The sequence below is a fragment of the Paenibacillus sp. MT124 genome, from assembly GCF_058792755.1.
In genome coordinates, this window is sequence record NZ_CM179500.1 from 758550 (window position 1) to 771874 (window position 13325).

At 48.8% G+C, this 13325-nt stretch carries 8 protein-coding genes and 1 pseudogene; all 9 read left to right on the forward strand.

The window, feature by feature from the left end:
• The first annotated feature begins 54 nt into the window (after positions 1–54).
• The 9 genes and pseudogenes from purH to ilvA all read left to right on the forward strand — a co-directional run bounded on the left by purH (position 55) and on the right by ilvA (position 13318).
• Positions 55–1602 (forward strand): bifunctional phosphoribosylaminoimidazolecarboxamide formyltransferase/IMP cyclohydrolase, encoded by a 1548-nt coding sequence (purH, locus tag AC3RCI_RS03600; RefSeq protein ID WP_127538326.1) that lies wholly within the window; start codon positions 55–57, stop codon positions 1600–1602.
• A 119-nt stretch (positions 1603–1721) separates the two neighbouring features.
• A complete protein-coding gene (purD, locus tag AC3RCI_RS03605) occupies positions 1722–2987 on the forward strand; it encodes a phosphoribosylamine--glycine ligase (RefSeq protein ID WP_154893027.1) in 1266 nt (421 codons plus the stop codon).
• A 650-nt stretch (positions 2988–3637) separates the two neighbouring features.
• On the forward strand, positions 3638–4975 hold the full coding sequence (locus tag AC3RCI_RS03610) for a hemolysin family protein (protein ID WP_492527532.1): 1338 nt from the start codon (positions 3638–3640) through the stop codon (positions 4973–4975).
• 257 nt (positions 4976–5232) lie between these two features.
• Positions 5233–6315 carry a hemolysin family protein gene (locus tag AC3RCI_RS03615; protein ID WP_492527533.1) on the forward strand — a complete coding sequence of 361 codons (1083 nt, stop codon included), beginning with the start codon at positions 5233–5235 and terminating at the stop codon, positions 6313–6315.
• Positions 6316–6584: 269 nt separating this feature from the next.
• Entirely contained in the window at positions 6585–7535 is a 951-nt protein-coding gene (locus tag AC3RCI_RS03620; protein ID WP_492527534.1) for a ring-cleaving dioxygenase, read from the forward strand.
• A 14-nt stretch (positions 7536–7549) separates the two neighbouring features.
• The gene (locus tag AC3RCI_RS03625; protein ID WP_492529785.1) at positions 7550–8155 is read left to right on the forward strand and encodes an alpha/beta hydrolase; all 606 of its coding nucleotides are present in this window, start codon (positions 7550–7552) and stop codon (positions 8153–8155) included.
• A gap of 409 nt (positions 8156–8564) precedes the next feature.
• Positions 8565–10856: pseudogene (locus AC3RCI_RS03630) on the forward strand (beta-glucosidase family protein).
• Positions 10857–11071: 215 nt separating this feature from the next.
• Positions 11072–11932 (forward strand): alpha/beta fold hydrolase, encoded by an 861-nt coding sequence (locus AC3RCI_RS03635; protein WP_492472896.1) that lies wholly within the window; start codon positions 11072–11074, stop codon positions 11930–11932.
• 93 nt (positions 11933–12025) lie between these two features.
• Complete coding sequence (gene ilvA, locus AC3RCI_RS03640; RefSeq protein ID WP_095360928.1) at positions 12026–13318, forward strand: threonine ammonia-lyase IlvA; 1293 nt, start codon at positions 12026–12028, stop codon at positions 13316–13318.
• Positions 13319–13325 lie beyond the last annotated feature (7 nt).

Here is a 13325-nt window from a genome sequence, read left to right on the forward strand (position 1 = left end):
GGCTGTGTTTCGTCATGAAACGCGGGGCTATGGGACATTAAAGGAGGACATATTGTGAGTATCAAAAGAGCTTTGGTCAGTGTGTGGGATAAAACAGGCATCGTGGACTTTTGCCGCGAGCTGTCGCAAATGGGAGTGGAGATTATTTCGACAGGAGGTACAAGCAGCCTGTTGTCGAAGGAAGGCGTACCTGTGATCGGGATCTCGGATGTGACTGGATTCCCGGAAATTATGGACGGACGTGTCAAAACGCTGCATCCAGCCGTTCATGGCGGTTTGCTGGCTGTACGTGACAGTGAAGATCATAAACGCCAGATGGAAGAGAATGGACTGGATTATATCGACCTGGTAGTCGTAAACCTGTACCCATTCCAGGACACCATTGCGAAGCCGGATGTAACCTATGAAGATGCGATTGAGAACATCGATATCGGTGGTCCTACCATGCTTCGCTCAGCAGCCAAGAACCATGCTTTTGTTAGTGTTGTTGTCGACACGGCAGACTATGGCAAAGTGCTGGAGGAAGTGCGCAGCAGTGGGGATACCACGCTGGAAACACGCAAACGGCTTGCGGCAAAAGTTTTCCGTCATACGGCGGCTTACGATGCAGTTATCTCTGATTATCTCTCCAACCTGAATGGTGATCCACTGCCAGAGCGTTTGACGGTGACTTACGAAAAAATCCAGGATTTGCGCTACGGCGAAAATCCGCATCAACAAGCGGCATTCTATCGTAAACCGCTTGCTGCTCAAGATACGTTGACAACAGCCGAGCAATTGCACGGCAAAGAGCTGTCTTACAATAACATCAACGATGCAAACGCAGCATTGCAGATCGTTAAGGAATTTGTAGAGCCTGCTGTTGTGGCGGTTAAGCACATGAACCCTTGCGGCGTGGGCATTGGTGAAAGCATCTATGAAGCCTACAGCAAAGCATATGCTGCTGATCCAACATCCATCTTCGGTGGCATTGTGGCAGCGAACCGCATAATCGACAGCGACACAGCTGCCAAACTGAGCGAGATTTTCCTGGAAATCGTGCTTGCTCCTGATTTTACGCAAGAGGCACTGGATATCCTGACGAAGAAGAAAAACATTCGTTTGCTCAAAACGGGTGAATTGAATGCAGCTCGTGACCGGGCGAGCCAATTCGCGGTGACCTCTATCGACGGCGGCATGATCGTACAACAGAGCGATGTGCATTCCATTGAAGCAAGTGAACTGAAAGTCGTTACAGATCGTGCACCTTCCGAAGAAGAATTGAAACAGCTCCTCTTTGGCTGGAAAGTCGTTAAGCACGTGAAATCCAATGCGATCGTGCTTGCAGCGAATGACATGACCGTAGGTGTGGGCGCTGGACAAATGAACCGCGTTGGTGCAGCCAAAATTGCCATTGAACAAGCTGGCGAGCAAGCAAAGGGTGCTATTCTCGCATCGGATGCATTCTTCCCGATGGGGGATACGCTCGAACTGGCAGCCAAGGCTGGAATTACAGCTGTTATCCAACCAGGCGGTTCCATTAAGGATGAAGAGTCCATTAAAGTAGCGAATGAGTATGGTATTGCCATGGTCTTCACAGGCGTTCGCCATTTCAAACACTAAGAGTCGAAATCAAAGCTTCACACGTCGATGAACAAGCGAATAGGCTTGTTCATCCTCATTTTCAGCACATTAAATGATGAATGAGCGAATTCTGGAATTCATGAGGGGGAACGGAACGAATGGATATTCTGGTAGTAGGCGGCGGCGGCCGGGAGCATGCGATTATCTGGGCATTGGCGAGAAGTCCGAAGGCGGGCAAGATTCACTGTGCGCCAGGAAATGCAGGCATTGCACAGCTTGCCGAATGTCACCCGGTGGCAGTGAATGAATTCGATAAATTAAAGGCTCTTGCCGTGGAACTCAAGGTGGACCTGGTGGTCATTGGTCCGGATGATCCGCTGGCAGACGGGATTGTGGATGCATTTGATTCCACAGGCATTCCGGTCTTTGGACCGCGTCGCAATGCAGCAGAGATCGAAGGAAGCAAAACATTCATGAAGGATCTCCTGCATAAATACAATATCCCAACGGCAGCCTATGAGAAATTCGACAATTACGAGCAGGCTCAGGCTTATCTGAATGTACAGTCAATTCCCGTGGTCATCAAGGCCGATGGCCTTGCAGCCGGTAAAGGTGTAACGGTCGCTTATTCCCGCGAGGAAGCGGATCAGGCACTACGCAGTATTATGGTAGAGAAAGTCTTCGGGGAAGCAGGAGCCAAAGTAATTATTGAAGAGTTTCTGGCAGGGCAGGAGATGTCGATTCTGGCATTCGTCGACGGCGAGACCGTTCGTCCGATGGCCGCTGCACAGGATCATAAGCCAGTCTACGACGATGACAAGGGGCCTAACACAGGTGGTATGGGTACATATTCACCACTGCCACATATTCCGAATTCAATTATTGAAGAGGCTGTTGAAACCATTATCAAGCCAACGGCCAAAGCCATGGTGTCCGAGGGACGTCCATTCCGCGGTGTACTGTTTGCCGGGCTCATGATCTCGCCGGATGGCAAACCGAAAACAATTGAATTCAATGCTCGTTTTGGTGATCCTGAGACACAGGTTGTACTGCCGCGCCTCAAAACGGATCTGCTCGACATTTTCTGGGCCACCGTGCATGGCAAATTGGCAGACATGGAGATTGAGTGGAGCGAAGAGTCTGCTGTATGCGTGGTCCTGGCATCGGGAGGATATCCGGGGCCGTATGCAAAAGGCGTAGCCATCGAAGGTCTGGATCAGGTCAGCGATGCTGTCGTCTTCCACGCAGGGACGGCGCGCAGCGAATCCGGAGAATGGGTCACGAATGGTGGACGTATTCTTGGGGTTGTGGGTCTTGGAGCTGATATTGCCGAAGCTAGAAAGAAGGCTTATGCAGAGGCGGAACGTATCCGCTTCGAAGGCAAGCATCAGCGATCTGACATTGCTGCCAAAGCTCTAGTCTAAATAGTTAATATGGAATATGGGTCCGCCCGAGGAATGCCTTCAGATTGAAGCCTGGCATTCATTGGGCGGGCCTTTTTTTACGCTGGATCATTCTGTTAGAAATATGTTTCAGCTGGATAACTCCAAGGGTAGTAGTGTTATAAAATGGGTCTATTCTATACATAGCTTTGTTAGGCATATAAGTAACTTATTACATGAATTAAGCCATTTGTGAACAAAATATTCATGAATTTACGTGCAAGATAATCCAAACCATGACGTACAACTGGATGGTTTGATTCGGAACATGTTATACTTTTCTGAAACAGGAATGAACAAGAGGGGAGGTGGATATCTATTGGGAAGGCGATATTGTAAACTGTCCAAATGGAGAATTAAGGTGGAGTAAATCGGAGAAACAATCTGACAGCATGAGGGTTAGCCCTAATTATAGTGAAGTGGTTTCTTATTGTGATTGACTTCATCCTGAATTCCTGTTTTGCAACTTACAAGGTCTGTGTGCAGCATATAGCAATCTGGTCATTATTAAATTTGATTTTATATATGCATACGCCCAATTTAACTACAATCAGCCGTGCAGCCGTTAACGTGGTTAACGAGCGCTGCTGTAACTATTTCTGGAGGTGAATCCCTGAGAATCGGGGAAATCATTGGACATAATTACCATCTTGAATTTAGCATTACTTGTGCTCTTGATTGCTTTGACTGCTTTTTTTGTGGCATCCGAATTTGCGGTTGTTAAGATTCGTACATCAAGAGTGGATCAACTGGTTGCCGAAGGTAACAAAAAGGCAGTACTCGCCAAGAAGGTCGTTTCCGATCTGGATTACTATCTGTCTGCCTGTCAGCTTGGTATTACGGTAACGGCTCTAGGACTTGGTGCATTAGGTAAGCCGACTGTCGAGAGGCTGTTATATCCGGTATTTGAGTACCTGAATATTTCACCGGCCATTTCGTCGGTTGCCTCCTATGCGATTGCCTTTATCCTTGTGACGTTCCTTCACGTGGTTGTCGGTGAGATGGCACCTAAAACCATGGCGATTCAATTTTCGGAAAAATTGACGCTGATGCTCTCGCCATCGCTATACTGGTTCGGAAAGATCATGTACCCTTTCATCTGGGCACTCAATGGGGCATCCCGCGTCCTTCTGCGGATGTTCGGTGTGAAGCCTGCAGGACATGACCAGGCCTATTCCGAGGATGAGATCAAAATCATCATGAACCAGAGTTATGAAGGCGACGAGACGAATCAAACCAAGTTGTCTTACTTGGAAAATGTGTTTGTGTTTGATGAACGGGTTGCAAAAGATATCATGGTTCCGCGGACGGAACTTGTCACATTGGACCAGGAGATGACTTACGACGATATCATCCCCGTGCTTGATGAGCATAACTATTCCCGTTATCCAGTCATAGAGGAAGGGGATAAGGACCGCATTGTCGGCATGGTCAATGTCAAAAAGATTCTGCCGGATATGGTTGCCCTGAAGCAATACCAACTTGCCGACTTTGTTCGTGAGATTCCATTTGTTTCCGAGATTACACGTATCCAGGATGCCATGATTAAAATGCAGCAGGAACGCGTGCATATGGCGGTGGTAGTCGATGAATACGGCGGTACCTCGGGTATTCTGACGATGGAGGATATTCTGGAGGAGCTTGTTGGTGAGATCCGTGACGAATTCGATGCTGATGAAGTGGCTGACATTCAGGAGACCGGAGAGAATCAATATCTGATTAACGGCCGGGTGCTTCTGGACGAAGTGGAGCGGCAGTTCGGATTGATTTTCGAGGGGAATGAAGAGATGGACACCGTCGCTGGCTGGATTCAGTTCCAGAAGGGTGTGCGTGTGGAAAATGGTGATACGGTTGCCCACGGTGACTATGTCTGGACCGTTGTGGATACCGAAAACTATCAGATCAAGCAGGTCCTGCTTGAGCGCGTGAACGCAGCCCCGGTGGAGGAAGCCACAAGCGATCTGGCTTAACTAAACCTGCTTTGCATTTTTGATAATATTTCTGCGTAGTAGTGTAGGGGACGGAATCGATTCTGGAGAAGCGGAGCGTTCGCGTTTGTAAACAAATTTTAAACCTTTGAAGAGATTAGTTCATTAAAAATTTGGAGACAACAGCGATCGAAAGAACGATCCGTAACCGGAACGGCCACCCACAACCTTTCGTAGTCATCTAAAATAACCATTAAAATGTTTAACTTGGAGGTGAATCCCTCACTCGAGGGAAATCATTGGACGGAATAATAGCATTGAATTTATTTTTGGTAGCCGTATTTATAGGGCTCACTGCCTTCTTCGTCGGCGCTGAATTCGCCATTCTGAAAGTGCGGATGTCACGAATTGATCAGCTGATCTTGGAAGGCAACAAAAAAGCGGTCATGGCCAAGAAAGTCGCACACAATCTGGACTATTACCTGTCGGCATGTCAACTGGGGATCACGATTACGGCTCTCGTTCTGGGGGCTTTGGGTGAACCGACGGTTGAAAAAATGCTTCATCCGCTGTTCGAGCGACTTGAAGTACCGGCAGCCGTGTCGACGGTATTATCCTACGGGATTGCCTTGGCGATCATTACGTTCCTGCATGTGGTTATTGGTGAGCTTGCACCCAAAACGCTGGCGATCCAATTTGCAGAGAGAATGACGCTTTTACTTGCACCACCGCTGTACTGGTTTGGTAAGATCATGAATCCGTTCATCTATGCGCTTAATGGAGCAGCACGGGTGCTGCTCGGAATCTTTGGCATCAAGCCTGCCGGACACGATACCGTCCACTCCGAAGAGGAGCTGAAGCTGATTGTGGCCCAGAGTTACGAGAGCGGGGAGATCAATCAGACCGAGCTGGACTATCTGAAAAACATTTTTGCGTTTGATGAGCGTCTGCTGCAGGAGATTATGATTCGCAAAGAAAAAATCGTTACGCTGAATAAGGAAATGCCACTGGATCAGGTTATTGAAGTGCTGAATCGGCACGAGTATACGAGATACCCGGTCATTGCGAATGGGGATGCGGCTCGCTTTATCGGCTTCATTAATACAAAAGAAATGTTGACCAGTGTGGCTGCAGGAAGATCGTTCAGCATGGATACCTACATTCATGATATGCCTGGATTTTCGGAGAAGTCTCCGATCAAGGACGTTCTGATCCAAATGCAGCAGAGTCGTGTTCATATGGCCGTTGTGAATAATGAAGAGGGTGCGGCCATTGGTTTGGTTACGATGGAGGACATTCTGGAGGAAATCGTTGGGGATATCAAGGATGAATACGAGCATAGGGATCTGGTGAATCCGCCCAAACGATTGAAATTGACTTAAAGTAGATTTAAGAAAGACAGGTTTCCGATTCATTCGGAGACCTGTTTTTGTTTTGCTCTTTTCTGCTAATCAGGAGTTAACAACATCAACGATGAAACAATCTTAATTTTAAAACAAAAAGCTTGCAATTGGACCAACAATGGATTAATATGAATTTAAAGAATCTTAAATTAAAGATAAATAAACAACAACAAACGCACACAAACAACAATGAATAACAAACCGCTAAATTCAACCATGATAAAATTAAAACCAAGGGAGTGGAGATTATGTTCAGAACTTCAGGTATCCATCACGTAACGGCTTTTGTAGATGACGCACAGAAAAATGTGGATTTTTACGCAGGGGTATTGGCCCTGAGACTGGTGAAAAAAACAATTAACTTCGATGCACCGGATGTGTACCATCTGTATTACGGAAATGAGGGTGGGGCGCCAGGTACAATCATCACCTTCTTCCCGCACCAAAATGCCATGAGAGGTGTCATTGGTTCCGGACAGACTGGGGTAACCGTATATGCGATTCCGGTAGGAAGTCTGCCATTCTGGAAAGAACGTCTCGCTTCCTTCGATATTCCGTTTGAAAATAAAACCAGATTCGGTGAGCAATATATTCGCTTCTTCGACAAAGGCGGCCTGCTGCTTGAACTGGTTGAACGTGAAGAGGGCCAGCCAAGTAAATGGACATTCAACGGGGTAACTCCTGAGCATGCGATCAAAGGTTTTGGCGGCGCAGTTCTGTTCAGCCAAGTTCCTGAGAAAACCACCGACGTACTGGTTTCCATGCTCGGCCTGGAACAGGTAGGGGAAGAGAATGGATTGATTCGCCTTCGTGCGACCGGTGACATCGGGCAAATCATCGACGTTCAATCTACCGGATTCCAGCGGGGCATTGGGGGAGCAGGTACGGTGCACCACATTGCATGGCGTGCAAAAGACTATACAGAGCATGAGCAAATGCAGCGGGATCTGGAGAAAGCAGGCTACCATCCAACCCCTGTAATCGACCGTCAGTACTTCAATGCGGTGTATTTCCGGGAACCGGGCGGCATATTGTTCGAACTGGCTACCGATCCTCCGGGATTTGCACGCGATGAACCTCAGGAGAGCATGGGTGAGAAACTGATGCTGCCTGAATGGTATGAACCACAGCGTGAACAGATTGAAAAATTGCTTCCACCAATTGAAGTACGTGAATGGAAAGGAGAGTCCAAATCATGACAACAACCAATACGATGAAACATATTTATAAAGCAGGTGCACAGCCGGATTCCCCAACACTGCTGCTGCTTCACGGGACAGGTGGAACCGAGAATGATCTAGTAGGTCTTGGCGAATTGATTGCGCCAGGAGCAGGCATGCTGGGTGTACGCGGTAACGTGTCGGAGAACGGGATGCCCCGTTTCTTCCGCCGCTTGGCCGAAGGGGTATTTGACGAAGAGGATCTGATTGCACGAACAGCGGAGCTGGGTACATTTGTGGATGCAGCGGCTGTAGAGTACGGATTCGATCGTGGTAATGTTTACGCACTCGGTTACTCCAATGGTGCCAATATTGCGGCTAGTTTGATGTTCCACCAGGCTAACGTATTCAAAGGCGCAATTTTGCATCATCCTATGGTACCTCTGCGTGGACTCGAACTGCCGAATCTGAACGGATTGCCTGTCTTCATCGGTGCAGGAGAGAACGATCCGATTGTACCGAGACGGGAAACGGAAGAACTGGCTTCACTTCTTAGCGGTGCAGGTGCCGATGTGAAAACGCACTGGGAGCGTCAGGGGCATCAACTGACCCGTACCGAGGCATTGGCTGCGGCAGCATGGTTTAAAGCTCAGGCGTAAACCTGATTATTGGATCTGGGTAATGAATCCGGAGTCAGACTATATCGGCAAGACAAGGGACAGCTTGATCTGAAAGGATCGGGCTGTCCCTTTTTTGTTGATCTACCCGAATGAATTACAAGTGTTATGTAAACGTTACTAACCGGGTAATCATTTCAATGCGTACTACATAAGCTTGTATGCTTAGTTACTATAGCAAATAAAAAAGTGAACTGTTACAACCTACAGAGTACGGAGCGGACAGAAAGGACTGGAGAAGCGAAGCGCTCGCCTTTATCACCGGATTTCCCCAAAATAAGGGATTAAAAAAATCTGGGGATAACAGCGATCGAAAGTTTTTCTGTCAGTGGAGTTTATTCTAGTAGGAGAATCAGTTTCTTAAGCACCATCATGAACTGGAGGGGTTATTATGGAACGAAACATCAAGGAACTGGTACAGCAGATGACACTGGAAGAAAAAGCAGGCATGTGCTCAGGACTGGACTTTTGGCATTTGAAAGGGGTGGAGCGTCTCGGTATCCCATCCATCATGGTGACAGACGGGCCGCATGGCCTGCGGAAACAGGATAGAAGCGCGGATCATCTGGGCTTGACGTCAAGTGTGCCAGCGACCTGCTTCCCATCCGCAGCAGGCTTGGCGAGCTCTTGGGATACTGAACTGGCGCGCCAGGTCGGAGTGGCGCTGGGTGAAGAGTGTCAGGCATAAGAAGTAGGCGTATTGCTGGGACCCGGTGTTAATATTAAGCGTTCGCCACTGGGCGGCCGGAATTTTGAATACTTTTCCGAGGATCCGCTTTTGTCTACGCGCATGGCAACCGGCCATATCCAGGGTGTGCAGAGTCAGGGTGTAGGAACATCGCTGAAACACTTTGCGGTGAACAACCAGGAGGCGCGGCGCATGTCCATTGATGCAATGGTAGATGAGCGCACGCTCCGTGAGATTTACCTTGCCAGTTTCGAAGGTGCGGTGAAGGATGGTCAGCCTTGGACAGTGATGTGCTCCTACAACAAGGTGAACGGTACATATGCAGGTGAAAATGAGTGGTTGCTCACCGATATTCTGAAGGAAGAATGGGGACATGAGGGTCTCGTTGTGTCCGACTGGGGTGCTGTGAATGAACGTGCGGATGCGCTTTCCGCAGGGCTGGAGCTTGAAATGCCTGCAAGTGGTGGGATCGGAGAGCGCAAGGTTATTCAAGCCGTCGAGAGTGGCAAGCTGTCCCTGGAGAAGCTGGACCGGGCGGTAGAACGTCTGCTTACACTCATCTTTAAGGCTGCGGATCAGCAGCGTAAGGGCGCTACCTACAATAAGGACGAGCACCATCAGCTTGCCCGTAAAGTAGCATCAGAGAGTATGGTCTTGCTGAAAAATGAAGATCAGCTGCTTCCGTTGAAACGTGAAGGCAAGCTTGCGCTGATTGGAGCCTTTGCCCGCAAACCACGCTTTCAGGGTGGAGGAAGCTCTCACATCAATCCGACCCAAGTCGATGATATTGTGGAAGAGATGACCCGGATTGCAGGAACGGGGACAGAGATCTCCTATGCCCCGGGTTACCGCATTGAAGCGGATGATATCGATGATCAGCTTATGGCAGAAGCGGTTCAGGCTGCGAAGGATGCGGATACAGCGGTCGTTTTTGTCGGTTTGCCTGACCGCTACGAATCCGAGGGATATGACCGCTCCCATCTGCGCTTGCCGGTTAACCATATCCGCCTGATTGAAGAGGTGGCCAAGGTTCAGTCACGTATCGTTGTTGTGCTCAGCAATGGTTCACCAGTGGAAATGTCTTGGCTGCCACAAGTGAAGGCTGTACTCGAAGCTTATCTGGGCGGGCAGGCTGTTGGCGGAGCGATTGCTGACTTGTTGTACGGCGAGGTAAATCCCTCAGGCAAACTGGCAGAGACGTTCCCCGCACAGCTGAGCCATAATCCATCTTTCCTTAACTTCCCTGGTGAAGGAGATCGGGTAGACTACAAGGAAGGTATCTTCGTAGGTTACCGGTACTATGACAAGAAACAGATCGAGCCGTTATTTCCATTTGGCTATGGACTGAGTTATACAACATTCGAATATACCGATCTGGCAGTGGACCGGACTGAACTGACAGACCAGGATGAAGTTGAAGTACGCGTTAAAGTTACCAATACCGGAGACAGGGCGGGCAAAGAAGTCGTGCAGCTGTACGTCAGTGATGTGGAAAGTACGGTGATTCGTCCGGTGAAGGAACTGAAGGCATTTGCCAAAGTGGAGCTGGAGCCGGGGGCTTCCGAGGTAGTTCGCTTTACGTTAAACAAACGGTCGTTTGCTTATTACAATGTGGATATGAAAGACTGGCACGTAGAGACTGGAGAGTTTGATATTCAAGTGGGCAGTTCCTCCAAGGACATTCATCTGATCAAACGTGTTAAAGTGGAATCCACAGCAACATTCATTCCCACATACACGCGTAATAGCACGCTCGGAGACATACAGCGCGATCCAGCCAACAAAGAGCTATTGGAGCAAGCCATGCAGCAATTCCAGGAAGCCAGCGGCATGGGTGGAGATGATGCGGGAGAGCATGCGGATATGATGGCTGCCATGATGAAATATATGCCGCTGCGTGCCTTGGTCGCTTTCAGTGGGGGAGCGATGAGTGAAGAAGCCATGAATCAATTGCTCGATCAGTTGAACAGCAGAGATCATGGAATTCGGGCGTAGCACACGAATGATATCGTAAGTAAGTGAAATGCAATAGGTAGTTGATACAATCGACTTATTCTCCAGTTTATTAAGAACCCGACCCTTGAATGGATCGGGTTTTTGGTTTGCTTTTACAGGAGGAATTATCCTATACTTAAGTAATTGATAATCATTTTCATTTAGAGCGATAGGACTAGAAATGACAACGTTCGTAAACAGGGCAGGAGGGGACCATGAACGCTATTCATTCCAATCATTCGTATGGTTCAAGTGCATTTATCCACACACGAGATGGCCGCAAGCTTCATTATATGTCGAAGGGAGCCGGTCACCCCATCGTTGTTTTTGAATCAGGCATGGGCTTTTCCAGATCAGCGTGGGGACTCGTGGCGCCCCAAGTAGCTGACCATACACAGTCTGTGGTCTATGATCGTTCCGGGTTGGGAAGGAGTGAGGCCGACACGGAGCAGCGGACTCTCCGCAGGCTTGCAGAGGATCTGGGCGATCTGCTGACGGCACTAGGGCCAGGCCCTTTCATTCTGGTGGGACACAGCTGGGGAGGGCCAGTCGTCAGAGCTGCGGCAGCTGCGAATCTGTCTCGAATTAGAGGACTGATACTGGTCGATCCATCCGACGAGAACTGTGAATTGTATTTTTCCTCTATGGCCAGAATCAGTTTTGGCTTGAACCGTTTCCTACTTCCTTGGATGGCACGTACAGGGCTGTATCGGAAAATGGGCAGTAAACCGGGTCAGGTTCAACCAGAAGATGTTGCACGAGATCACCGAGAGGAAGACTTCACTGTACAGGCAGCAAGTACGATGGCTGCTGAATCGGTGGCGTTTTTGGATGATTTGGCCTCATTGCGGAATACTCCTCCTAAGTTGGGAGATCTGGAAGTCCGGATTATTTCTGGCACCAAGGCAGGACAGGGAGAGCATAAAATTAGACCTGCCATTGTGTCAGCTCACCGCAAGACAGCCCAAGGGCTCGCGAACGGACATTGGATTGAAGCAGGTCAATCGGGACATATGGTCACTTTTACCGACCCACAGATTATTATTGATGAAATCTTGCGGATGGCAAATCGTTGAGGCCTTGGCGCAAGCTTAGGTCAAAAGTGATACAATAACAGAAAAAGCAATGCTTGCATTGCCAACCAAGACAAAGCGGAGTGTGGAGAAGAGATGAAACCAGTGGAACAAGAATCAACGGAAAATAAAAATTCCGGCCATGCCGGTGTTGGCATGGAAGATATCGTACGTGCACATCATGTGCTGCGTGAAGTTATTGTAAGAACGCCTCTGCAGCGGGATGCTGTATTGTCGACCAAATATAATTGCAATGTGTATCTCAAGCGGGAAGATCTGCAAGTGGTGCGCTCTTTCAAAATTCGGGGTGCCTACAATATGATCCGCAGTCTGACTCCGGCTGAACTGGAGAAAGGTATTGTCTGCGCAAGCGCAGGGAACCATGCACAGGGTGTTGCCTTTTCCTGTAACGCCCTCGGAATACACGGCAAAATCTTCATGCCGAGCACGACACCGAATCAAAAGGTCAAACAGGTACGGCGTTTCGGCGGCAGCAATGTAGAAGTGGTGCTGATCGGGGATACGTATGATGATGCGTATGCAGAAGCCATGCGTGCATGTGATGAACAGGGGATGACGTTCATTCATCCGTTTGACCAACCCAAAATTATTGCGGGTAATGGTACGGTTGCGATGGAGATCATGGAAAGCCTTGATGAGGATGCAGATTATGTTTTTGTTACGATTGGCGGCGGTGGTCTCGCTGCTGGCGTCGGAACCTACATGAAGACGGTCAGCCCGGAAACGCGCATCATTGGTGTGGAGCCTCTTGGCGCTGCTTCCATGAGTGAGGCCATGTTCCGTAAACAGGTTGTCACGCTTGATGATATCGATAAATTCGTGGATGGCGCTGCAGTGAAGCGGGTTGGAGACCTGACCTACAACATTTGCAGCAGCACGCTGGATGACATCGTGAAGGTGCCGGAGGGCAAAGCTTGTACGACCATCCTGGAGCTGTACAATGAAAATGCAATCGTGGTTGAACCCGCCGGTTCATTGGCTGTTGCTGCACTGGAGCAATACCGTGAGCAAATTGTGGGTAAGACTGTAGTCTGCGTCATTAGCGGCGGTAACAACGACATCGACCGGATGCAGGAGATTAAGGAACGCTCCCTGATCTATGAAGGTCTGAAATATTACTTCATGGTGAATTTCCCGCAGCGCGCAGGTGCATTGCGTGAATTCCTGGAGGAAGTGCTCGGACCGAATGACGATATCACCCGGTTTGAATATACGAAGAAGCATGATAAAGAGAACGGCCCTGCCTTAGTAGGCATTGAGCTAATGTACAAGGAAGACTATCAGCCTCTGATTGAACGCATGAATCGCAAAGGCATTGCCTATACCGAGCTGAACAAAAATCTGAATCTCTTCAACATGTTAATCTGATGAGTAA

Excerpts from the sequence above, each read along its gene's own strand:
- purD (WP_154893027.1), top strand. The coding sequence starts at position 1,722 with ATGGATATTCTGGTAGTAGGCGGCGGCGGCCGGGAGCATGCGATTATC.
- AC3RCI_RS03620 (WP_492527534.1), top strand. The coding sequence starts at position 6,585 with ATGTTCAGAACTTCAGGTATCCATCACGTAACGGCTTTTGTAGATGAC.
- AC3RCI_RS03625 (WP_492529785.1), top strand. The coding sequence starts at position 7,550 with ATGAAACATATTTATAAAGCAGGTGCACAGCCGGATTCCCCAACACTG.
- AC3RCI_RS03635 (WP_492472896.1), top strand. The coding sequence starts at position 11,072 with ATGAACGCTATTCATTCCAATCATTCGTATGGTTCAAGTGCATTTATC.
- ilvA (WP_095360928.1), top strand. The coding sequence starts at position 12,026 with ATGAAACCAGTGGAACAAGAATCAACGGAAAATAAAAATTCCGGCCAT.